Here is a 24264-nt window from a genome sequence, read left to right as displayed (position 1 = left end):
TTTGACAAAGCTTGCATAGGGTTGCTTTCTTTTGGTATAATGGTGCAGAATATACTTTACTGGAGAATATCATGACAATTTTTGAAGAACTAAAAGCACGTGGCTTGATTTTTCAAACCACAGATGAAGAAGCCCTTGTAAAAGCCTTTGAAGAAGGGCCAGTCTCATTCTACACCGGTTATGACCCAACAGCAGACAGTCTCCACCTTGGACACCTCGTCGCTATCCTTACTAGTCGTCGCCTTCAATTGGCTGGCCACAAACCTTACGCCCTCGTTGGGGGTGCGACAGGTTTGATTGGTGACCCATCATTTAAAGATGCTGAGCGTAGCCTCCAAACCAAAGAAACCGTTGAAGGTTGGGTAGAAAAAATCCAAGGCCAACTCTCTCGCTTCCTTGATTTTGAAAATGGTGATAACAAAGCCGTTATGGTCAACAACTATGACTGGTTTGGTTCAGTTAGTTTCATCGATTTCTTGCGTGATGTCGGTAAATACTTCACAGTTAACTACATGATGAGCAAGGAATCTGTTAAGAAACGTATCGAAACAGGTATCTCTTACACTGAGTTCGCTTACCAAATTATGCAAGGTTACGACTTCTATGAACTCAATGCTAAATATGGCGTAACCCTACAAATTGGTGGTTCTGACCAATGGGGTAACATGACAGCAGGTACTGAGCTCTTGCGTCGTAAAGCGGACAAATCTGGACACGTAATCACAGTTCCACTTATCACAGATTCAACTGGTAAAAAATTCGGCAAATCTGAAGGCAACGCTGTCTGGCTTGACGCTACTAAGACAACACCTTACGAAATGTACCAATTCTGGCTTAACGTTATGGACGATGATGCCGTTCGTTTCTTGAAAATTTTCACTTTCTTGTCACTTGAAGAAATCGAAGAAATCGGTAAAGAATTTGACCAAGCTCGTCACCAACGTTTAGCACAAAAGGTTCTGGCTCGCGAAGTTGTTACTTTGGTTCACGGTAAAGAAGCCTATGAACAAGCTGTTCACATCACCGAACAACTCTTCGCTGGTAACATTAAAGCCCTCTCAGCACGTGACCTTAAAGTTGCCCTCAATGGTGTTCCAACCTATGAGATTTCAGCAGATGAAAATCTTAACATTGTTGAACTTCTCGTCAATGCTAAAATTTCACCATCTAAACGTCAAGCACGTGAAGACGTGCAAAACGGTGCTATCTATATCAACGGTGAACGCGTGCAAGACTTGGATTACACTCTTTCAGATACCGATAAGATTGACAATGAAATCACTGTTATCCGTCGCGGTAAGAAGAAAAACTTTGTTTTAACTTACTAATTTATGACCATTCTCACTCCCTAGTGGAGTGAATTTTTTTACACACAAAGCCATAAGCTTAACACCTAACCACTTTCTTAAGAACACAAAAAACCAGCACTAGGCTGGTTTTTGAGACTATCACATTAGTTATAGATTTTGAATGCATCATCGTCGTTTTGACCAACGAATGGCATTGCTTTACGCAATTCAGCACCAACTTTTTCGATTTCAAGGTTAGCAGCTTCTTCACGGTAAGCAGTAAGTTTTGGACGTCCAGCTTTATAGTCGTTAACGAAGTCATTAGCGAATTTACCATTTTGGATATCAGCAAGAACTGCTTTCATGTTTTCTTTAACTTGTTCAGTGATAACACGTGGACCTGATACATAGTCACCGAATTCAGCAGTGTTAGAAATTGATTGACGCATTTTCTTGAATCCACCTTCGTAAATCAAGTCAACGATTAATTTCATTTCGTGAAGTACTTCAAAGTAAGCCAATTCTGGTGCATATCCAGCTTCAGTCAAGACTTCAAAACCAGTTTCGATAAGGGCAGTCAAACCACCACAAAGAACTGCTTGTTCACCAAACAAATCTTCTTCAGTTTCTTCTTTGTATGTTGTTTCAAGAAGACCTACACGTGCTGCACCAATACCTTTACACCAGTCCATAGCGATGTCTTTAGCGTTACCTGTGGCATCTTGGTATACTGCGTAAAGGGCAGGTACACCAAAACCTTCTTCAAATGTACGACGTACCAAGTGACCTGGTCCTTTAGGTGCACACATAAATACATCAACATCTGCTGGTACTTTAATAAATTCAAAGTGGATGTTGAAACCGTGAGCAAAACCAACAGCGTTACCAGCTTCAAGATTTGGAGCGATTTCTGCTTCGTAAAGTTCTTGTTGGATTTCGTCTGGAGCCAAAATCATGATAACATCAGCCAATTTAGTTGCTTCTGCTACTGTGTAAGTATCAAAACCATCTTCTTTAGCTTTATCAAATGATTTACCTGGACGAACACCGATGATAACATCGTGACCTGTATCACGCAAGTTTTGTGAGTGAGCGTGACCTTGTGAACCGTAACCAATAACGGCGATTTTTTTACCATCAAGTGCTGGTACTTTTACGTCTTTTTCATATTCCATTTGAACTGCCATAGTAGTATATCTCTTTTCTAAAATAATATTTAATTGCCTTTTTAAGGCTAGGTTAACAAATTTATAATGGATTTTTTAATCACGGGTAAATCCAGTAGCACCCGTACGAGCAACATTCTTGATACCGTAAGGTCGAATAACTCGTAGAAGCGCCTCACTCTTTTCAGCATCTCCAGTCATCTGGATAGTAATAGAGCTTGGTGCAACATCCACCACCGAAGCACGGAAAGGTTGAATGATTGCCAAGATTTCAGCACGTTTAGAAGTTGGTGCCGACACCTTAACCAAGATAACCTCACGTTCCAAGTGGGGTACATCAGTGATGTCACGAATGCGAATCACATCAATCTGACGATTAAGCTGTTTAATAATCTGCTCAACCTCATTATGAGAATTCACATCAATGATAATTGTAATACGTGAAACATCAGGATTTTCCGTTGCTCCAACGGAAATACTCTCAATATTGACCTGACGGCGTGAAAGCGCTCCAGTGAAACGGTTAAGAACACCTGATCGGTTCTGAAGTTTAGCTGTTAACATTCTACGCATTGAACTTCACCCCCAACATTTCATGATTACTTTTACCAGCTGGAACGATTGGCAAAACATGCTCTTTACGAGAAATATCAACCTCGATGAACATTGGCACATCCTCTTTGATAACTTCCAAATCCTGATCAATCGTTTCTGGATTATCAAACTTATAAGACTTAATCCCATAAGCTTGAGCCATCAGTTGAAAATCAGGAAGAGCATTAAAGACAGACTCTGATGTACGCCCTTCGTAGAAGGACTCTTGCCATTGACGTACCATACCAAGTGAGTGGTTATTCAACATAACAACCTTGATTGACACCTTGTAAATATTTAAAATAGCCAATTCTTGGTTCGTCATTTGGAAACCACCATCACCAACAAAGAGGATAACTTCTTTATCAGGATTAGCAATTTTAGCACCAATTGCTGCTGGAACACCAAATCCCATAGTTCCAAGGCCACCTGATGTCACCAATTGACGCTCATTTTGATATGGATAATACTGAGCTGTCCACATTTGATGTTGCCCAACGTCAGTGACAACAACTGCATCACCCTCGGTCAATTCACCGATACGCTCGATAACCGCCTGAGGCTGTACCATACGTTCTTTCTTATCGTAAGAACGTACACGCTCTTTATCTTTTTTGACTTTTTCAATCCATTTTTCAGTGTTATTCTTAACCACTGGTTCTGCTAAGAGCATTTCAAGAGCTTGCTTGGCATCACCAACAACTGGCAAATCTACCGCAATAATCTTGCCAATCTCAGCCGGATCCACATCAATATGAACAACCTTTGCATTCTTAGCAAATGTTTTTGGATTACCTGTCAAGCGGTCATCAAAACGACAACCTATGGCAATCATAAAGTCAGCATCAGTCATAGCAATATTAGCTGCATACGAACCGTGCATACCACCCATACCCAAAAAGAGGGGGTGACTAGTAGCAATTGTTCCCTGACCTAGAAGACTTGTAACAACAGGAATTTGGTAGCGTTCTGCAAAAGCAACTAGCTTCTTAGCAGATTCAGAATAAGCCACTCCACCTCCAGCTACAATAACCGGCTTCTTAGCTTTACCCAACTGTTTCAAGATTTTATTAATTTGCATCTCGTTTGGTCTTAGCGTCGGTTGGTAACTTGGAAGATTGATTTCAGGATCGTTGATGAAGGTAGTTTCCTTAGCTACAACATCTTTTGGAAGGTCTATAACAACCGGACCAGGACGTCCTGTCGTTGCGATATGAACCGCTTCTCGAATAATACGAGGAATATCAGCCGTATCACGAATCTGGTAGTTGTATTTGGTAATTGGCATGGTAATTCCGACAATGTCAGCTTCTTGGAAGGCATCTTTACCAATACCTGATGTTGCTACCTGACCCGTAAAGACCAGAAGAGGTACACTATCACTCATAGCATCTGCAATCCCAGTAATAGCATTCGTTGCACCGGGACCACTCGTTACAAGAGCAACACCAAGTTTCCCAGTTGATTTAGCATAACCTTCAGCTTCATGCAGGCTTCCTTGCTCATGACGAGACAAAATATGATTAATCTCTTCATTTTTGTAAATAGCATCATACAAAGGAAGAACCGCTCCGCCAGGATACCCAAAAATGGTTGAAATCCCAAGTTCGAGAAGTGTATCAAGAATCAAATCAGCACCAGAGCGTGCTTCTTCAAGTTCAATTTTCTCCACATGGACCTCCTTTAACAATTATTTTTTTCGAATTGTCTAAAAATTCAAAACCTTGTATACTATAATAACATTTTTAACTAAATTTGCAAGGGTTTCAGAGAAAAATATCACAAACTCTTCGAAAATAATATTCTTAGTTTTTTTCTTGTGCCTGACGTTCTGCTTTACGTTCTTCAAATTCTTCATCACTCATAAGAGTTCCTCCGACATTAGCTGATTTAGCAAAAGCAGTGTAACGGCGCAACCAGCCACTTGAGATCTTAGATTTGAAAGGCTTCAAGTGCTTACGGCGTGCTTCAAGTGTCACATCATCAACGAGCAAATCAAGGGTACGATTCGGAAGATCAATCACAATTTCATCCCCATCTTCAATCAGAGCTATATTGCCACCTTCCGCAGCTTCTGGAGATACGTGACCAATAGCAATACCACGAGTTGCTCCTGAGAAACGACCATCAGTAATCAGAGCAACATCCTTGCCAAGACCGCGGCCTACAATCTTAGAGGTTGGCGCTAACATCTCTGGCATACCAGGACCACCCTGAGGACCTTCGTAACGAATGACAACAACATGGCCCTTCTTAACTGTTCCATTATCAATCAATTCAAGAGCTTGAGCTTGTGAATCGCAACAAATAGCCTTACCACGGAAAGTTTTAACGGATGGATCTACACCACCAACCTTGATAACAGCCCCATCCTGAGCAATATTTCCATAAAGGATAGACAAACCGCCAACCGGTAAAATAGGTTGCTCGATTGGATGGATAATTTCTTCATTTTTGATTTTAGCACCAGCTACATTTTCTTTTAAGGTTTTACCAGTAACCGTAATACGATCACCCTTAATGGCACCTTTCTTGATCAACTGATTAATAATGGCTGGAACACCACCTGCTTCATGTACATCATGCATGGTATAGATGCTGGAGGGAGCAATTTTAGAGAGATAAGGTGTCTTCTTAGCAATATCATTAATGTCCTTAAGGTCATAGTCAATACCAGCCTCACGCGCAATAGCAAGGGTATGAAGAACGGTATTGGTTGAACCACCCATAGCCATATCTAGAGCAAAAGCATCATCGATGGCTTCTTTGGTCACAATATCACGTGGGCGAACATTATTTTTGATGTTATCCATTAATTTTGTGGCTGCTTGACGAACCAATTCACGACGTTCGTCTGAAACAGCTAGGATAGTACCGTTACCTGGAAGGGCAAGATCCAAAACTTCCATTAAACAGTTCATTGAGTTAGCAGTAAACATTCCTGAACATGAACCACAAGTTGGACAGGCATTTTTCTCTAAATAATCAAGCTCTTCCTTGCTCATATCTCCAGACTGGTAAGTACCTACAGCTTCAAACAAGCTTGATAAAGTAGCCTGATGACCAGTCATATCAACGCCACCCTTCATAGGTCCACCTGAACAGAATACCGCCGGCACATTAGTACGCATGGCTGCCAAAATCATTCCTGGTGTAATCTTATCACAGTTTGGGATATAGAACACACCGTCAAACCAGTGGGCATTAATAACGGTTTCTGCAGCATCAGCAATTAATTCTCGTGAAGGGAGGCTGTAACGCATCCCAATATGTCCCATGGCAATCCCGTCATCCACACCAATAGTATTAAACTCAAAAGGAATACCACCAGCTTCACGGATAGCCTCCTTGGCAATATCCGCTAATTCACGTAGGTGGACATGTCCTGGAACAATATCAATATAAGAATTACAAATAGCAATAAAGGGCTTTTGCATATCCTTAGAAGATTTAACCTGTCCAGTCGCATACAAAAGGCCACGTGCTGGTGCTTTATCAACACCAACTTTGATCATATCACTTCTCATGATTTTACCTTCAATCTATAAAATTTCTTACAACATATGTTACCACTTTGGAAGGTAATGTCAATTAATTTTCGGAATATTTCTGTAATTCCAAAAAATGACTTTTTAGTATCGAAACTATTTAAACAAAAAAGGAAGCCCTAAGACTTCCAAAATGATTATTTTTAAATTATTCAACGCTAAAGATATATGGGTACACAGGTTGGTCCCCTTGGAAGATTTCAACTTCGATATCTTCATGAATCTCTTCCAATTTTTCAGCGAGCGCTTGTGCTTGTTCTTGATTGCCTTCTTCGCCGACGTAAATCATAACAATTTCGCTGTCTTCGTCAATCATCTTTTCAAAGGTATCAAGAAGGGCTTGATCCATATCTGGTGTAGATACAAGAATCTTACCGTCTACCATACCAAGGATATCATTTTCATGAATTTCAAGGCCATCAATAGTTGTGTCACGTACTGCCAAAGTCACGCTACCACTTGTTACATCCGAAAGACTAACTGTCATAGCTTCAACATTAGCTTCGATACTTTGGTTTGGATCGAAAGCAAGCAAGCTTCTAAAGCCTTGTGGAACTGTACGTGTTTCAACAACAGCCGCATTAATATTCACTACTTCAGTGGCTGATTGTGCTGCCATAAAGATGTTTTTATTATTTGGCAAGATGATAACATTCTTGGCATTAACCTGCTCAATAGCCTTAACGATATCCTCCGTTGATGGGTTCATTGTTTGACCACCTGAAATCACATAGTCAACTCCTTGTGATTTAAAGATATCTGCAAGTCCATCTCCGGCAACAACTGCAATAAAGGCAAAGTCTTTAGGAGCAGAAGGCGAAGCTTGAATGGCTGCTGCTTTTTGAACTTGTGCATCGTGTTGTTTACGCATGTTTTCAACCTTAACTTTGACAAGAGCACCATATTTAAGGCCTTCTTGCATGACAAGACCCGGATCCTCTGTATGGACGTGAACTTTTACAATTTCATCGTCGTTAACAACAAGGAGAGAATCCCCAAGATTACTCAAGTAATTTTGAAACTCCTCATAGTCAAAGTCTCTCACATAAGTTGGACCTTGTTTGAGACCAATCACGATTTCCGTACAGTACCCGAAGGTAATATCTTCTGTTGCAACATGACCTGCAACTGCCTTATGATGTTCTGCATTGATCATCTCTGTCATAGTAGCAGGTGTCGCTTGGAAGTCCTCTGAAGCGATATACTCACCTGTTAGGGCTGACAAGAAACCTTCATAAATAAAGACTAAACCTTGACCACCTGAGTCTACTACACCAACTTCTTTCAATACTGGAAGCATCTCTGGTGTCTTAGCCAAAGCGGCCTTAGCTCCGTCAAGAGCTGCACGCATAACCTCAACAGTATCATTAGTAGACTCAGCTTTCTTAATCGCTGCTGAAGCTGCACCACGTGATACTGTAAGGATTGTTCCTTCGACAGGTTTCATAACAGCTTTATACGCAACTTCAACACCTGATTGGAAGGCGTGAGCTAGATCTTGGCCGTCAAGTTCCGTTTTATCCTTGATGCTTTGACCAAAACCACGAAACAATTGTGACGTAATAACACCTGAGTTACCACGGGCACCCATCAAGAGACCTTTAGACAAAATCTGACCAACTTCACCAACTGTTGAAGCTGTTTGATCTGCGACAGCTTTGGCTCCATTATCCATAGTCATTCCCATGTTAGTTCCAGTATCTCCATCTGGTACTGGGAAGACATTGAGTGAATTCACATATTCTGCTTGCTTACCTAGACGCGTTGCTGCTGCTTGGACCATCTCCTGAAGTAAGCTTGTTGTAATTTTAGACACTAGTTTTCTCCTACGACTTTGATATTTTGAACGTAAACATTTACTGCCTCTGTCTTAATACCGAGTTGATTCTCAAGATTAAATTTCACACGTTCTTGAATATTTTTTGAAACCTCACTAATCTTAACACCATAACTCATAACAGTGTAGACATCCACAGCGATACCTGCATCAGTAGATTTCACGACAACTCCTTTTGCGTAGTTTTCTTTTCCAAGAAGTGCTTGAAAATTATCTCGGATAGCACTCTTACTTGCCATACCGACAACGCCAAAAATTTCTGTTGTTGAACCGCCAACTACTGTTGCGATGACATCATCTGACAATTCGATTTGACCATCTTTTGTATTGATTTTTACAGTCATAATTACTACCTCAAAAAGTTTTTATCAGTTTATTCTATCATATTCGAGACTACTTGTAAAAAATAAGAAGAAGATACCTTTTAAATAAAAGCATCTCCCCATCATGTTATTATCTAAACTGTCTCTTTGCGAGATAATGACGATACATCACGTAGAGAAAGATCGCACGCCATATATTATCAACAACCGTTGCAATCCAGACACCTGCAAGGCCCATTCTCAAACTCACTCCTAGGAAGTAGCCTGAGAAAATTCGGATTAGCCACATCCCAATAGTCGTTGCGTAAAAAGGTATCTTGGCCTTCCCAAGACCTTGCCAGGCTGCTGTGAAGACTAAAGTCGCCGAAGTTACGGGATTTCCTAGGAATGAATAAAGAATAACGACCTGACTAGCAGCAATAGCTACTTTGTTATCTGTAAAGAAACTTGACAAGCCCCGGCCAAAAAGTAAGATGCTTCCAGAAACCAAAACCATCAAGAAAGTTGAAATCCAGTAAGACTCTCGTATAATACGCTTCATCTGCGCCGTATCCCCTCGCCCCAAACTATTGGCAACCAAGATAACCGTGGCTGTAGCTACCCCCATACCTGGCATATAGTTAAACTGGGTGAGATTTTCACCAATGGCATTACCACCAACAACTGCTGTACCAAAGGTAACGATGATGGCCACTATAACAACATCCCCTGCACGCATCATCAACCGCTCACCTGCTGCTGGTAGAACAATTCCCAACAATTCCTTGTTAAAAGGTTTGGTAACTTCAAACTGTTTCACATCCAATTTCATTGCAGTCCATAATATGACTGTCCCAACTAGGCGAGAAAAAACCGTAGCTGTAGCTACCCCAATAATCCCCCAATGTCCAACAAAAATAGCCAAAGAAGATAGAAGAGCGTTAAGAAGATTGGTCAAAAGACTGACGACCATGGAAATACGAGGACGTCCCTTGGCTCGTAGTATGTTACCAAAGGTAGTCATCAAAGCCAGAAAGATCACACCTCCACCGACTATAGCCAAATAGAGGCTGCCAGCCTGAGTCACAGATTGCTCAGTTCCCAGAAGATTAAGAATGGCTCCACCAAAAAAAATGGAGAGTAGACCCAAGACGATACTAAGAGCAAGAGTAATAATAATAGCATCCCAGATATCTCTGTTAGTCGCTTTAACGTCTCCTTTTCCTAGGCTTCTAGCAATGACACTAGCACTTGAAGCCCCCAGCGCAATGAAGATAGCCTGATAAATCGTAATGATATTATTGGCCACGGAAACCCCCGATATAGCAACAATACCAACCTGAGCTACTAGGTAAGAATCAACAATCCCCATCAACATTTGTAAGAGGTTCTCAGCCATAGCCGGTAAGGCTATGTTTAAAATTTTCTTTGTTTCTGTCATAATACTTTCTTTTATATTGATAAAAATAGGGCTGATTTCTCAGCTCCTATTTTTTTCTTATACACCAAGATAGCTCTCAACTGCTTTCTGCATATCAGCTGCAGCAACAACTGTTTTATGGCGAACTTCTGCACGTTCAAGTCCATCTACAGCAGCTGGGATATCTACTCCTGAAAGTTGGTGCAAGTCTTCTACCGCCTTGAAGTCATCACCACTATCTTTACCAGTAACAGCTGAAACCGCTACACGTGGGAACTTGTATGGACTAGCTGTTGAAGCGATAACTGTTGGTGTGTGATCATCTGTCTTTTGAACGTATGCTTCGTAAACAGCTGAGGCAACCGCTGTGTGAGGATCTTCAATATACTTGTCTTCTTCATAAACACGTTTGATTTCAGCAGCTGTTTCATCCTCAGTTGCAAATCCCGCTGCAAACAAATCAAGGATACCTTTATCTGCATCAGCCAAAGTGTACTCACCTTTAGTCACAAGCGCATCCATAAGCTCTTTAGTCTTAACCGCATCATTACCAAGGAGATGGAAAATCAAGCGTTCTAGGTTAGAAGATACCAAAATGTCCATAGAAGGACTTGTCGTTACCTTGAAGTCACGTTTCTTGTCATAAGTACCTGTTGCAAAGAAGTCTGTAAGGACATTATTTTCGTTAGAAGCACAGATTATTTTACCAACTGGAACACCAATTTGACCTGCATAGTAAGCCGCCAAGATGTTACCAAAGTTTCCTGTTGGTACTGTGAAGTTAACCTTATCCCCATTTTTGATATGACCTGCCTTCACCAACTGCGCATAGGCATACACATAGTAAACAACTTGTGGTACCAAACGACCAATGTTCATTGAGTTAGCTGATGAGAATTGCATATGATGAGTCAACAATTTCTTACGCAAATCAACATCGTTAAACATACGTTTCACATTTGTTTGGGCATCATCAAAATTACCGTCAATTGCAATAACATGAGTATTAGCACCTGCTTGAGTTGTCATTTGCAGTTCTTGGATTTTTGAAACGCCATCTTTTGGATAAAAGACAATAATTTCAGTTTCAGGGACATCTGCAAAACCAGCCATGGCAGCTTTACCAGTATCCCCTGATGTCGCTGTCAAAATAACAATCTTGTTATCAACACCTTGTTTCTTAGCTGATGTTGTTAGCAAATAGGGCAATATTGAAAGCGCCATATCTTTGAAAGCAATGGTAGAACCATGAAAAAGCTCAAGGTTGTAATGGTTTTGAAGTTTGACCACTGGAGCAATGGCAGCTGTATCAAACTTATCATCATAAGCATTTGTGATACAGTAATCCAATTCTTCTTCAGTAAAATCATCCAAGAAAGCAGACAAAACTAATTTAGCAACTTCTTGGTAAGAAGCATCTTTCAAGTGATCAAAGTCTAAAGTAACTTCAGGTGTTGTCAGCGGAGTGAACAAGCCACCATCTGTTGCCAATCCTTGAAGAATAGCCTGACTAGCTGTTACTTTATTGTTTTCGTCACGTGTTGATTGGTATACAAGTGTCATGGTAAATCCTCTTTTTTAGATAGTCTTTGACTCTATTGTAGCATAATTGTCAGAAAATTTCTACACATATTGTAACTTGTGAGAGAATCATTCGGATTTCACTTGTTTAATTTCATTTAAATATCGGAAAAAATCCGGAATTTCTATCCCAGATTTTCTTTTAAAATTTATCTTTGGTATCATTCCTTTGGTATCATTCTTAGTTGAAAAATTGATATCTTTTGATTTACCCTTACCACACTATTCTTTGAAGTTACTGTGTCCCTTGATTCTTTTAATTTTTGACCAGGATTGAAGTAAACAGTTACCATCCTATCAACATTAAATCTCTTTAAACTTATTAGTCGCTCTATCCCCTTCATATGGAGATCCTTGATGACCTCATTTCCTGAGGATTGAGAAGATGCACTGTGGCATTCAAACCAAGTCCTTCTTCTTTTGTCATAGAACTCTCTTTATTTTACCGTAAGGTTATTATAACAATTTTTTAAAGCGTTTTCTATCTTATTCAGGAAAGCCCTTTATTTTTAATTTGGATAAGCACTCTAATATAGTAGCCTTTAGCAAAAAAGTAGCCCTCATAGAGCTACTTTAGGCTATCACTTAACCTTTGTAGTCAAAGGCAACTTCGACAATTTCTTTCAATTCTGAAATAAGAGGTTCTTTGGAATTAGCAAGTTGTATCTTGGTCTTCGTACGCATGCTCTGCCAAAGTATAGACAGTGTCTTGAAGAAGTTTCTTCGTAACCCCTTGGCCTTTCCAGTTCATGTTGATACCCACGGCAACACCCAATTCGTAAACTTTTTGTGCCAAAACTTCAACCAATTCGGCATCTGATTGTTTATCAATACCCCATCCCATAAAACGAGTAATGTCTGCGTAATCCTTGTCTGCACGGAAGTAATCATCTTTAGGGAACATAGCATGTTTTTGAGGATTACGACCATTGTAACGGATTACGTGAGGCATCAAAATCGCATTGGTACGTCCGTGTGGAATGTCAAACATAGGACCGACCTTGTGAGCTAGTGAGTGGTTGATACCAAGGAAAGGCATTGGCAAAGGCCATACCAGCCATTGTAGACGCATTATGCATCTTTTCACGTGATTCTTCATCAGCAAAGTGGTAAGAATGTTCGAGATTTTCAAAAACAAGTTTAATCGCTTGAAGTGAGAGGCCACGTGTATAGTCGCTAGCCATTACTGATACGTAAGACTCAATAGCGTGCGTCAAAACGGTCCATACCTGTATCCGCTGTAACACTAGCAGGCACACTTATTACTAAAGCAGGGTCAACGATGGCCATATCTGGAGTCAAAGCGTAATCTGCCAATGGATACTTGATGTGAGTTTCACTATCAGTGATAACCGCAAATGACGTCACTTCTGATCCTGTCCCTGAAGTTGTTGGGATACAGATGAATTGTGTCTTCTGAGCGTAAGGAATCTTGTAGGTACGTTTACGGATATCCAAGAATTTTTGTTTAGCACCGAAGAAGCTTACATCTAGGTATTCAAAGAACATCCAGATAGCCTTAGCAGCATCCATTGCAGAACCACCACCAAGAGCGATAATCACATCTGGTTGGATGTCTACAAAACGTTCCAACCCTTTATAAACTGTATTGTAGATGGATTTGGCTCAACATCTGAGAAAACATCTACTGCTGGTCTATGGCGGTTAAGTTCCAATTGCGTTTAACCAAGTCAGCGTAACCAAACTGAACCATACCAGGGTCACAAACCAACATCACCCGGTCAGCTTCAATGTGATGCAAGTAAGTTATTGAATCTTTTTCGAAGAAGATTTTTGTTGGGACACGAAACCATTGCATGTTATTGCGACGCTTTGACAATGTCTTGACATTCAAGAGATCAAATGAGCTAACATTGTGTGAAATTGAGTTATGACCATGTGAACCACAACCAAGAGTTAATGATGGAATCATGTTGTTATAGATATTACCAATGCCACCTTCAGCCGATGGACTATTCACCAAGACACGGCAAGCTTTCATACGGATACCGTATTGGAGTTGGAGCTCTTCATTTTCAGTGTGAATAACAGCTGTATGTCCAATACCTCCCAAATTGAGCACGCCTTCTACTTTTTTGAATCCATCTTCAACGCCATCAGATTTGATAAGGATAAGTACTGGAGACAATTTTTCCAAGGCAAGTGGGTGTTCCATTGTTGCATCTGGAATTTCTGCCAAAAGCATTTTTGTTCCTTCAGGTACTTTAAGACCAGCTTTTTCAGCAATTTCGATAGCTGAGTGACCTACAATAGCGCCGTTTATAGCTATACGTGCTTCATTAAGAACTACTTTTTCCAATTTAGCAATATCAGCTTTTTTAGAAATAATGACACATTGATGTGCTTCAAATTCAGCCTTAACTTCATCATAAATAGCTGCGTCAACGATAGCTGCTTGTTCAGAAGAACAAATCATACCATTGTCAAAAAGTTTTTGAAACGATGAGATCATTGACAGCACGCTTAACTTTAGCATCAGCAGCAATATAAGATGGGACATTCCCAGCGCCTACACCAAGAGCAGGTTTAACCAGTTGAATAAGCTGCCTTAACCATACCAGGCCCACCAGTCGCAAGTACTGTGGCAATCTTAGGATGGTTCATCAAAAGAACAGTTGCTTCGATAGATGGCTCTTCAATCCACTGAATACAGTTCTTAGGTGCACCCGCTTCAATAGCTGCATTACGGACGATACGAGCTGCCTCTGCAGATGATTTTTGAGCTGATGGGTGGAAGGCAAAGACAATAAGAGTTGCGAGTCTAAAGAGCGATAAGGGCTTTGAAAATCGTTGTTGAGGTTGGGTTAGTTGTTGGTGTCACCCCACAGATAACGCCTACTGGCTCAGCGATAGAAACCAAACCTTGTTCTTTATCTTCAGCGATAACGCCTACTGGCTTGTCATATTCAATACTATTCCAAATGTATTCAGAAGCATACATGTTTTTGATGGCTTTATCTTCATAAATACCACGGCCTGTTTCATCAACAGCCAATTTTGCCAAATACATATGTTTATCTAGAGCAGCAATCGCAGCTTGGTGAACAATGTGGTCCACTTGCTCCTGCGTAAAGTTAGCCATGGCATCGAGGGCTTCAACACCTTTTGTTGCCAATTCATCTATTACTGTTTGAACATCTTTAGTTTGTTTAGTCATATGAAACTCCTTTGAATGCTTGTTAAAAACTTCACAAGTTTTAACACAAATCTATTACAGTGTTTATACATATTATGTAAACCCTTACATGTATAAAAATAAAGAAATCCGTCCATTTTGGACAGATTTCATCACTTTTTACCAAATAATAACACGATCTTCTGGGGCACGCCACATGCCGTCTCCCTCTTTGACGTCAAATTCTTTGTGAAATTCGTCGAAGTTGGTCACGATAACATTGGTACGCCATTTAGCTGGGGCATGAACATCCACGCTAGCCAACATTTGCATATATTCTTCACGTGCCTTCGTACGCCAAATCGTCGCAAAGTTGATAAAGAATTCTCGAACCGAAAAATCTTCATCACGTTTAGCTGCTTCTAAGGCACACGCCACACCACCAAGGTCTGCCACATTCTCAGAAACAGTCAGTTTGCCGTTGACCTTAGCACCATAAGAATCCAAGCCCTCAAACTGGTCCACAATTTTATCAGTACGTTCTTTAAAGGCTGCGTAATCGTCTTCAGTCCACCAGTTCTTAAGACTACCGTTTTCATCGAAGGAAGCACCATTAGTATCAAAGGCATGGGAAATCTCGTGAGCAATTACAGCCCCAATACCACCATAGTTGGCTGATGAACTTTGCGCAATATCATAAAAAGGTGCTTGCAGGATAGCTGCCGGGAAAACAATTTGGTTCTGCTGTGGATCATAGTAAGCATTAACCATGTGGGCAGGCATGTGCCACTCACTACGATCAACAGGTTTATTCCACTTGCTCCAGCTATGAGCAATTGAAATTTCAACTAACTTCTGTGCATTCTCAACCAGTGACAAGTTCTCATCAATAATCTTCTTGTCATAGGTCTCTGGCAATTTTTCTGGATAACCGATATGAGGTGTGATGACATTCAGCTTCGTTATAGCTTTTTCGCGCGTCTCAGGAGCCAACCAATCCGCTGTTTGAAGGCGTGATTTATAAACGTCAATCATAGTTGCTACTTTGGCTTCGACGTCTGCCTTGGCTTCTGGCGAGAATTTCTCACCTGCATACCAAAGTCCTAGAGCCTGATTGTAAGGTCCTTGTGCCAAGTAGAAAGCTGCTTTTTTCTTATCCATAGCTTGTGGTGTTCCTGAAAGCGCACGGCTATATTTTCCAGATAGAACACGAAGTTCGTCTGTCAAATAGGCATTCCATGATGTTGTAGCATCGATAAGTAGGACCGCCTTTAGTAACTCCCAATTTGCTTCTGAGTAATATTCCGCCGCGAATTCTGTCCAGAAGCGCTCTTCAGAGACGATAACCTTGTCAGGGACTTGTCCCAAGATTTCTGTGAAGATACTATCAAGTGGGAGTTCAGGCGCCAGCTTGGTGAAATCTGCCCAATCATATGGGTGGTAGAGTTCTACATACTCTGAAGATTCTTCGTGCGAAAGGACATACTTAGCCAACTTAGCATCAAGGTCAATAACCTTATCCAAGAGGTCTTTGATTTCCTCAGCTGTAAAGCCATATTTCCCCAAGAGTTCTTCTTGCATCTCACGCCAAATTTCTAAAAGCTCCTTTCCCTTCTCATTATCCTCCGTATAATAGGTAGTATCAGGCAAAATAATACCCGGTGCGTCAGCCCAGAGGACATTTAATTGAGCATTCATAAAGTCTGGAGACACACTGAATGGAAACTCATTGGGCTTACCAGACATCTCATACTCAGCAATTTTCGAAGCAAATTCTGAGAATGAGGAAAGCTTCTTGTATTCTTCAATCAAAGGTTTAACAGGCTCTATACCAACTGCCTCACGTCTATCATAGTCCGCAGTCATACGGTGAAACTTTATAAAGTTTTGTAGAATGGCATTGTCAGGAACATTCTCTCCTGCCAACCACTGATCAGTTGTTTCAAGCATGAGGTCTTCAATTTCATCTGCTAAATCTGAGAAACCACCTGTACATGGTTTGTCATCTGGAATCACTGCTGTCTTTTCCCACTCACCATTAATCGCATGGTAAAAATCATCTTGTAAGCGTGTCATTACACTTCCTCCATCAACATAAAAGTGTTTTTATTATAACAAAAATTCCCAGCAAAAACATTTACTGAGGAAAGTTTGTCTTATTTAACTAAGATTGATAGGGTTTGATAAGGTTTTAGGCTTACCTTTTCAGTAAGCTCCGCATCGTCATAGTTGGACAAGAGCACGCGCCCTGCTTGGTATTCTTCTGGAATCCCCACTTCAGCTTCACTTCCATAAAAATTATTGAGCACCAAGAGTTTTTGATCGCCTAAGTAGCGTCCAAAGACGTAGACCTGTTGACTATCTTCAAGTGCTGGCTGGTAGCTTCCTTCTGAAATGATCGGCATTTCTTTACGCAAGCGAATTAATTCTTTATCGAATTTAAAGATTGATCTATTAATCTCATTTTCAACGTTAATGTCTTTGTAAGATTTACTAGCTTTCAACCATGGAGTACCTGTTGAAAAACCTGCATTCTCAGAAGCATCCCATTGCATTGGCGTACGAGAATTATCACGTGACTTAGCTTGGGTAATCTTGAAGGCTTGCTCAGGAGATTTACCTTGGTCCAAAAGCATTTGATAAGCATTGATGGATTCCACATCTACGTAATCTGCCATCGAATCATAGTCTGGATCAACCATCCCGATTTCTTCACCCATGTAGATGTATGGTGTTCTACTTGACAAGTGAATGCTAGCGGCTAGCACGGTCGCTCCTTCATCACGGAAGTTCTTGATATCCAAAAAGCGATTCAAGGCACGAGGTTGATCATAGTATTTCCCCGTATCCCCAAAATGGTGCCCAAGCAGAGCCGCCAAATTTAGACAACCAATCTGTTGTCTGGTCCTGAATAAAGTAGAAATCTTGATAATACTTGTCCCCAGCCAATGCTTTTTGAAACTACTCATGCTCCGTTGAGCAATGGTTAAGCACCATGTCTAGCATAAAGTCAATCTTGTGTTCTTTACCAACTCGGACCATTTCTTCAAAATCAGCCATATCCCCAAATACAGAATTTACCGCTGTATAATCTGAAATGTCGTAACCATTGTCACGTTGTGGGCTTGGATAAAAAGGATTAAGCCAAACCATATCCACGCCTAGTTCTGACAGATAAGGCATTTTTCAATGATGCCTCTGAAATCACCGATTCCATTTCCTGTAGTGTCCCTATATGATTTCGGATAGATTTGATAAATAACCTTTGTTTTATCTAATGCCATATTTAATTCCTTTTCCGAACTTTTAAGTCAAAAGTTGGGACTATTGTCTCCACTCCTTATGCGTGATTATTTTGTGCGATGAATGATCATAAGAATATCACCACATTTGATATTACGTGGAAGATTCCCTTCAACATCCGCTTGAAAATCATCTTGATTTGTAATGATAACTGGTGTTTCAGTGATAAGACCTGCACCTTTAATCGCTTCCACATCAAAAGTGATAAGTTTTTGACCAACAACAACCTTATCCCCTTGTTCATATGTGCTTCAAATCCTTTTCCGTCAAGGCTAACAGTATCCATACCGATGTGTATCGACATTTCAACACCTTCCTCAGAAACAATGCCTACTGCATGCTTATTTGGGAAGAGTACTGTCACTGTACCATTTACTGGTGAAACCAATTCACCTTGATTTGGTTCGATAACAAGACCCTATCCCATCACACCTGATGAGAATACTGGGTCTGTCGCTTGGCTAAGCAATTTAACTTGACCAGCAAGTGGACTAATAACCTCTGTTGTTTCAGTAAAAACAGTTGGTTCTACCAAACCTTCTGAAGCTTCTTTAAGTGTTTCTTGTGCATGTCCATCTTCCTCTGTTTTCGTTAAAAATCCAGTTTTGTGAAAGAGGAATATCAATACCATAGCAGCCACAATATCAACAACCATAATAATCGCAAAGATTCCCCAATATTGGGGTTTAATAGAGAGAATAGCTAGAAGACCACCAATACCAATAGAGTTTGCTTGGACGCCAAAGACTGTTGAAAGTAATCCTGATAAGGCAGAATCAGACATCCCTGCTACTAATGGATAGACATACTTAACGTTAATACCAAATAGTGCTGGTTCAGTGACACCAAGATAAGCTGAAATAATTGCTGGAAGTGAAATCTATGCTTCACGTTCATCATGACGTTTAATAAAATAGTAAGCAAACACTGCTGAACCCTGCGCAATGTTAGAGAGGGAAATCCATTGGTCATAAACCAGTACCACCTGCCGTACGCACCAATTCAAGGTCAATAGCATTAGTCATATGGTGAAGACCAGTGATAACGAAAGGCGCATAGAAGGCACCAAAGATTGGCACCTTTGAAAAAATAATAGTTGTATATTTTTTTGCCAACAAGTAAGGATGAGATGAAAAAATATCAGATTGTTTATAAAGATTTAGAAAAAGCTATCCACTGTCAAAAGTATCAAGTTGGTGACTTCCTGCCAACCGAGCAAGAATTAGTAGAAACTTTCAAAGTCAGTCGATACACCATACGAAAGGTATTGTCTTTACTCGTTGAATAAGGTCTGGTTAAAAAGATTCATGGGGCAGGTTCTCAAGTTATTAGTCAAGAACAAGTGAACTTCCCTGTATCTGACTTAACCAGTTACCAAGAACTCATAGAACAACAAGGCCTTAAATCACAAACTAACATTATCTCTCTAGACAAAATCATCGTTGACATCATTCTCTCAGAGAAAACGGGATTTTCAAGAAGCCAACAGGTTTGGTGTCTTATTCGGCAAAGGATAGTTGATGGCTGTGCCTCTGTTGTTGATATTGATTACCTTGATGTGAGACTTATGCCTCAACTCAACCGCAGCATCGCTGAGAACTCCATCTATGATTATCTTGAAAATCAGCTCCACCTTAGCATTTCTCATGCCTTTAAAGAAATCACCATTGACAACACTAGCGAGCAAGACAAAATCCTCATCGATATCGGTAAAGATCATCACGTCGTCTGCATACGCTCAAAAGTTTATCTGAATAATGGAAATCAGTTCCAGTTCACTGAAAGCCGACATAAACTTGAAAAGTTCAAATTTGTCTATTATGCCAAGCGTCATCACTGAAGCTAAAGACCCGACCAACATAAAAAGTATCGGACACATAAACGTCCGATACTTTTTAGTTTTTACGAATAGGATCCGCTAAATACTCCGCACGAGCACCACCAATCAACTTAGGGCGACTCGCCAAAGCAGTCACATGGGCACCTCCTAATTCTGAAGTAATAGGGCGAAGAGGAACCTGAACCCTTTTCACATGCATACCAATAGACGTATCCCCAATATCAATACCAGCCTGAGCCAATATCTCTTCTACCTCAACAGGATCCTCCATGTAATCAAAAGCAGCCAACTGACCACTCCCACCAGCATGCAGAGTTGGAAGCACATTGACAATTTCCAAATCTTTAGCCAAAGCAAGCTCACGCTCAACAACTAAAGCCCGATTCAAATGTTCACAGCCTTGTACAGCCAAGTAAATTCCTTTAGGTTCCAAAACCTCAAGAATAGTTTTTACAATTCGTTGACCAATTTCACGACTAGAAGCTTTTCCGATAATTCCACCAACAACCTCACTGGAAGATAAACCTAATACAAATATGGCTCCAGATCCAATTGCCGAACGCTCAACAATGTCTTCAACAAGTACACGTGTTTTCTCTTCTAAATCTAGCAACATCACAGACCTCCTTTAAACAACAGCTGTATTCAAGATTCGAACAATAAGATAGTACAAAATCATAAAAAAGATAAGGAAAAACAGCCCTAACAGTAGCAGCTGCATACGACGCTTATTACTTAGATCCCATGTAAAACCAAATCCCATCAAAAAAGGACCAAAACTATAGCCAAGCATAAACCATAGGTCTGCACGCTCTATATGCCAAAAAGAAGAAATAAAAGCCACAAGACCTATTAAGGATAGAATCCAAGAAAAAGTCCAACGATCTGATTTAGCCAATACTAAACCGATTAAGAAGCATCCCAAAGCAGGCATGATAATAAATGATAGGGTCATAAAATAAAACATGCCATTATTATAGCATGTTTTATAGATTCATGTTAGTGGCGGTTAATAACACCATAAGCAAAAATGAAGGCAATAGCAGCAATACCAACAACAATGGCCATGATGCTCCAAAAAATGGTCATAGCACGGTGTCCCTTGCGATTGTTGAAAGGAAAGCCCCAACCAATAATGATAACACCAAGCAAGCCAAGCCATATTTTATAAGTGATAACAATCGTCCCATCAAAATAAGCAAAAGCAACCAAACCTAGGCCTAGTAAGGAAATCAAATAGGACCACTTCCCCTTCAAAAATGAAGGCAAGGCCCAACCAAATAACAATAAACCAAGTAGAGCAAGAGCTCCACCACCAAAAAATACAGGTACAATATAATTATCAAACATATTCATACTATAGCATATCTTAAAAAGTTAGGAAATAGGTCCTATTATCTTAAAAGGGCTATCTCTTAAATAAAGTCCAGATAGAAGATTAGTCTTTGTTTATCTATCGACAAAGACTTTCTCATTATTCTGCTACAAAAAACAAGATCCTTCCTGGATCTTGTTTTTACAGTCTAATTAAGCTTTGTTTGCTGAACCAAATACATCGATACGTTCTTCAACAGCTTCTGTAATAGCTTCGAAACCTGGTTTCAAGAATTTACGTGGGTCGAAGAGTTTCTTCTTGTCGTATTCTGCTTCATTTGCTTCGTATTCAGCAACAAATTTACGTGTTGCGTTAGCAAATGCGATTTGACATTCTGTGTTAACGTTAACTTTAGCAACACCAAGTTTGATAGCTTCTTGGATTTGATCATCAGGAATACCTGATCCACCGTGCAATACGATTGGGAAACCTGGTACAGCTTCTGTCAATTTTTGCAAGTGGTTAAGGTCAAGACCTTCCCAGTTTTCTGGGTAAGGACCGTGGATGTTACCGATACCTGCAGCCAAGAAGTCAACACCAGTTGCAACCATAGCTTTAGCATCTTCGATTGGTGCCAATTCACCTCTACCGACGATACCGTCTTCTTCACCACCGATAGTACCAACTTCAGCTTCAACTGAGATACCTTTGGCGTGTGCTTTTTCTACAATTTCTTTCGCCAATTTAAGGTTTTCGTCAATTGGAAGGTGTGAACCATCAAACATGATTGAAGTGTAACCAACTTCGATACACTCAAGAGCATCATCGTAGTGACCGTGATCAAGGTGAATAGCAACTGGTACAGTGATTCCCATTGATTCAACCAATTCTTCGATAAGAGCTTTACACAATTTGTAACCACCCATGTACTTAGCTGCACCCATAGAAGTTTGGATAAGTACTGGAGCTTTTTTAGCTTCTGCTGCACGCAAGATAGCTTGAGTCCACTCAAGGTTATTTGTGTTAAATCCACCAACTGCATAACCATTGTCACGAGCTGCTTGAACAAATTTTTCTGCTGAAACGATTGCCATTATAAAGGCCTCCTATATTTTTTTGGGTTTGAACCCGTTTACATGTTTATTTTATCACAATTAGACTCAAAAAACTAGTTTTTCTATGATTTGTAAGCGTTTTGATTTTTTTAATATAAAAAAAACCAGTCTCTTGACTGGTTACTCTGCGGAAAGAGGGACTTGAACCCTCACGACCTAAAGCGGTCACAGGATCCTTAGTCCTGCGCGTCTGCCAATTCCGCCATTTCCGCTAACAACATTAGTTATTATATCAAGTTTGATAATCAATGTCAATACTTTTTTGAAAGTTTTTTGAAACTCTCTTTTGTCTCTTTCGAAACAACTATTGTATAATACCATTTATTGTATGCTATTGTCAATAAGCTTTTTGACTTTTTTAGCTTTTCCGAAACATTACATTTATACTATCTGGAGTTAGTCTAAACGATTTTTCAAAGCAGCTAATCTTTCTTGAAGAGGAGCTAAGTAAACTTCTTCTCCAAAGCCACGATTTTTGAGCCCATCCTCTGCACAAGTTAGCAGAGCCTCTGTCAAAGGCAAGATCAATTTTAAATCAGTCTTTGAGATTTTCTTTTTCGAAAACAAGCAACGAATTCTAGGATAATCATAATCAAAAACTTCAAATAAAGATGTGCCTTTTAAAATACTTTCTAGTGCCTCTAAGTTAACTAAAAGTCCAAGATGAAGGGCTGCTGGTACAAAAGTCGCTGAGAAAGGCTGAGTACAAACACTTCGAAACTCAACGGTTCCCCTAGTCGTTAAATCTTGAAATTGATAAGAACGATGCGTTTGAAAGTCGTCCTCACTCGGCTGAATTGAAACTTCTTTACCATGAATAGACCAGGCTTGAATAGCTGGTTTATTCAAGTAGTCTTTAGCACGAATAGGTTCAAAATAGTAAGTCACTTCACCCCTCGTAGCTGTAAAAATTGCAGTCTCGGATAGATAAGAAAAATAGTCATCTTCGTTTTCAAACACCTTCGGAAATACCCCCGCATTTTCCTCAAACACACCATGCATGGAATTCTCCCAGAAAACATCACGTGAAAGCGCAAGATCCCAATCAGAACCCCAAAATTAAGAGTTTGCCAATAATACCGCCTTGGGTCCCTCTATTTGATTAAAAGCATTTAGAACTCTCGAATAGGATGTTTTTGAGACATCTAACTGTACCTGACTTCCACAGATAAAAGAGCCATATTCAGGGTAATCGTGAAAGAAAGGATCATTCTTTGCTTTAGAGAGCTCAAGAAAATTCATAAGCATCTTATAACGAGGAGATTTAACAGGCCTATTATCATTTTTTGCCCAGTTTGGATTTACGCCCCATCCTTGCAACTCATGATTATGGTCACGAAGATACGGTTGAATCATACTGAGGTAAGTGCCTAGACGTTCCTCAACTTCAGCAATGCGGCTAGCCTTTGCAAAAGCAAATTCAATTATATTGTATGAGACCTCAAAAAGAATCATATCACCAGAAACCTGATCAATAAGCTGAATAGGATTATTATCATAATCAAACTTATCCGCATGAAAATCAAAATTATTTAGAAGATAGATGAATAGCTATTTCGATAGAGAAACATCAGTAGCATTCACACTCAAATTAACTACAGGGTATTCCAACTCGATTTCAACAAATAGTTCAGGATGATCTTTGATTGGCTTATAGTACCTTTGTTTAAGCAGCTCCTTGACTCTTGTCACAATAAAATCCCCCATGTAAAAATAAGTTTTTTCCATTATATCAAAATATTCAGACCATTTATAGTTTGAATATACAATATAAGTGCACAATAAAAACTCATAAGATTTTCTAGTAAAATAGAATTG

Annotated in this window: 14 protein-coding genes, 1 tRNA gene and 5 pseudogenes; 2 read left to right on the top strand and 18 right to left on the bottom strand. The window is 40.0% G+C overall.

Annotated features, from left to right (window positions below; all coding sequences use genetic code 11):
- Positions 1 to 71 precede the first annotated feature (71 nt).
- Positions 72 to 1328: a tyrosine--tRNA ligase gene (tyrS, locus tag NST05_RS01480; protein ID WP_084829139.1), complete on the top strand. Its 1257-nt coding sequence runs from the start codon at positions 72 to 74 to the stop codon at positions 1326 to 1328.
- A 125-nt stretch (positions 1329 to 1453) separates the two neighbouring features.
- On the opposite strand, the gene ilvC is transcribed toward tyrS, so the two are convergent.
- From ilvC to NST05_RS01420, 12 genes and pseudogenes are all read right to left on the bottom strand, one after another.
- On the bottom strand, positions 1454 to 2476 hold the full coding sequence (gene ilvC / locus NST05_RS01475; RefSeq protein ID WP_002952054.1) for a ketol-acid reductoisomerase: 1023 nt from the start codon (positions 2474 to 2476) through the stop codon (positions 1454 to 1456).
- Positions 2477 to 2551: 75 nt separating this feature from the next.
- Positions 2552 to 3028 (bottom strand): acetolactate synthase small subunit, encoded by a 477-nt coding sequence (ilvN, locus tag NST05_RS01470; RefSeq protein WP_084829140.1) that lies wholly within the window; start codon positions 3026 to 3028, stop codon positions 2552 to 2554.
- A complete protein-coding gene (locus NST05_RS01465) occupies positions 3021 to 4721 on the bottom strand; it encodes an acetolactate synthase large subunit (protein ID WP_084829141.1) in 1701 nt (566 codons plus the stop codon). The genes ilvN and NST05_RS01465 overlap by 8 nt, the downstream gene beginning before the upstream one ends.
- Positions 4722 to 4854: 133 nt before the next feature.
- Positions 4855 to 6576, bottom strand: a complete 1722-nt coding sequence (gene ilvD, locus NST05_RS01460) for a dihydroxy-acid dehydratase (protein WP_340742871.1) — start codon at positions 6574 to 6576, stop codon at positions 4855 to 4857.
- 169 nt (positions 6577 to 6745) lie between these two features.
- Entirely contained in the window at positions 6746 to 8413 is a 1668-nt protein-coding gene (locus NST05_RS01455; protein ID WP_084829143.1) for a DAK2 domain-containing protein, read from the bottom strand.
- Complete coding sequence (locus tag NST05_RS01450) at positions 8413 to 8778, bottom strand: Asp23/Gls24 family envelope stress response protein (protein ID WP_084829144.1); 366 nt, start codon at positions 8776 to 8778, stop codon at positions 8413 to 8415. The genes NST05_RS01455 and NST05_RS01450 overlap by 1 nt, the downstream gene beginning before the upstream one ends.
- A 109-nt stretch (positions 8779 to 8887) precedes the next feature.
- Positions 8888 to 10177, bottom strand: coding sequence for an MATE family efflux transporter (locus NST05_RS01445; RefSeq protein ID WP_084829145.1), 1290 nt, complete (start codon positions 10175 to 10177; stop codon positions 8888 to 8890).
- Positions 10178 to 10234: 57 nt separating this feature from the next.
- Positions 10235 to 11719, bottom strand: coding sequence for a threonine synthase (gene thrC / locus NST05_RS01440; RefSeq protein ID WP_014608753.1), 1485 nt, complete (start codon positions 11717 to 11719; stop codon positions 10235 to 10237).
- A 603-nt stretch (positions 11720 to 12322) separates the two neighbouring features.
- Positions 12323 to 14915: pseudogene (adhE, locus tag NST05_RS01435) on the bottom strand (bifunctional acetaldehyde-CoA/alcohol dehydrogenase).
- A gap of 138 nt (positions 14916 to 15053) precedes the next feature.
- Positions 15054 to 16949 (bottom strand): M13 family metallopeptidase, encoded by a 1896-nt coding sequence (locus NST05_RS01430; protein ID WP_014608759.1) that lies wholly within the window; start codon positions 16947 to 16949, stop codon positions 15054 to 15056.
- Between the two features lie 80 nt (positions 16950 to 17029).
- Positions 17030 to 18157 (bottom strand): annotated as a pseudogene (locus NST05_RS01425) (alpha-amylase family glycosyl hydrolase).
- A gap of 66 nt (positions 18158 to 18223) precedes the next feature.
- Positions 18224 to 19249 (bottom strand): annotated as a pseudogene (locus NST05_RS01420) (glucose PTS transporter subunit IIA); the annotation flags it as partial.
- 56 nt (positions 19250 to 19305) lie between these two features.
- On the opposite strand from NST05_RS01420, the pseudogene treR reads away from it, so the two are divergent.
- Positions 19306 to 20016 (top strand): annotated as a pseudogene (treR, locus tag NST05_RS01415) (trehalose operon repressor).
- 55 nt (positions 20017 to 20071) lie between these two features.
- Here the strand turns inward: treR and NST05_RS01410 are convergent.
- From NST05_RS01410 to NST05_RS01385, 6 genes and pseudogenes are all read right to left on the bottom strand, one after another.
- Positions 20072 to 20632, bottom strand: coding sequence for a TIGR01440 family protein (locus NST05_RS01410; RefSeq protein ID WP_084826182.1), 561 nt, complete (start codon positions 20630 to 20632; stop codon positions 20072 to 20074).
- A gap of 12 nt (positions 20633 to 20644) precedes the next feature.
- A complete protein-coding gene (locus NST05_RS01405; protein WP_084829148.1) occupies positions 20645 to 20983 on the bottom strand; it encodes a hypothetical protein in 339 nt (112 codons plus the stop codon).
- A 32-nt stretch (positions 20984 to 21015) separates the two neighbouring features.
- Positions 21016 to 21372 carry a hypothetical protein gene (locus NST05_RS01400; RefSeq protein ID WP_084829149.1) on the bottom strand — a complete coding sequence of 119 codons (357 nt, stop codon included), beginning with the start codon at positions 21370 to 21372 and terminating at the stop codon, positions 21016 to 21018.
- A gap of 171 nt (positions 21373 to 21543) precedes the next feature.
- Positions 21544 to 22425, bottom strand: coding sequence for a class II fructose-bisphosphate aldolase (locus NST05_RS01395; RefSeq protein ID WP_014608782.1), 882 nt, complete (start codon positions 22423 to 22425; stop codon positions 21544 to 21546).
- A gap of 147 nt (positions 22426 to 22572) precedes the next feature.
- Positions 22573 to 22658 (bottom strand) — tRNA-Leu (locus NST05_RS01390).
- A gap of 184 nt (positions 22659 to 22842) precedes the next feature.
- A pseudogene (locus NST05_RS01385) lies at positions 22843 to 24138 on the bottom strand (gamma-glutamylcysteine synthetase).
- Positions 24139 to 24264: the final 126 nt, after the last annotated feature.

It is taken from the genome of Streptococcus sp. FSL E2-3494, assembly GCF_038007085.1.
GTDB classification, from domain to species: domain Bacteria; phylum Bacillota; class Bacilli; order Lactobacillales; family Streptococcaceae; genus Streptococcus; species Streptococcus thermophilus.
Note: the sequence above shows the minus strand (reverse complement) of the source record. Positions and strands in the feature narration are given on the sequence as shown.

Excerpts from the sequence above, each read along its gene's own strand:
- tyrS (WP_084829139.1), top strand. The coding sequence starts at position 72 with ATGACAATTTTTGAAGAACTAAAAGCACGTGGCTTGATTTTTCAAACC.
- ilvC (WP_002952054.1), bottom strand. The coding sequence starts at position 2,476 with ATGGCAGTTCAAATGGAATATGAAAAAGACGTAAAAGTACCAGCACTT.
- ilvN (WP_084829140.1), bottom strand. The coding sequence starts at position 3,028 with ATGCGTAGAATGTTAACAGCTAAACTTCAGAACCGATCAGGTGTTCTT.
- ilvD (WP_340742871.1), bottom strand. The coding sequence starts at position 6,576 with ATGAGAAGTGATATGATCAAAGTTGGTGTTGATAAAGCACCAGCACGT.
- NST05_RS01450 (WP_084829144.1), bottom strand. The coding sequence starts at position 8,778 with ATGACTGTAAAAATCAATACAAAAGATGGTCAAATCGAATTGTCAGAT.
- NST05_RS01445 (WP_084829145.1), bottom strand. The coding sequence starts at position 10,177 with ATGACAGAAACAAAGAAAATTTTAAACATAGCCTTACCGGCTATGGCT.
- thrC (WP_014608753.1), bottom strand. The coding sequence starts at position 11,719 with ATGACACTTGTATACCAATCAACACGTGACGAAAACAATAAAGTAACA.
- NST05_RS01430 (WP_014608759.1), bottom strand. The coding sequence starts at position 16,949 with ATGACACGCTTACAAGATGATTTTTACCATGCGATTAATGGTGAGTGG.
- NST05_RS01410 (WP_084826182.1), bottom strand. The coding sequence starts at position 20,632 with ATGTTGCTAGATTTAGAAGAGAAAACACGTGTACTTGTTGAAGACATT.
- NST05_RS01405 (WP_084829148.1), bottom strand. The coding sequence starts at position 20,983 with ATGTTTTATTTTATGACCCTATCATTTATTATCATGCCTGCTTTGGGA.
- NST05_RS01400 (WP_084829149.1), bottom strand. The coding sequence starts at position 21,372 with ATGAATATGTTTGATAATTATATTGTACCTGTATTTTTTGGTGGTGGA.
- NST05_RS01395 (WP_014608782.1), bottom strand. The coding sequence starts at position 22,425 with ATGGCAATCGTTTCAGCAGAAAAATTTGTTCAAGCAGCTCGTGACAAT.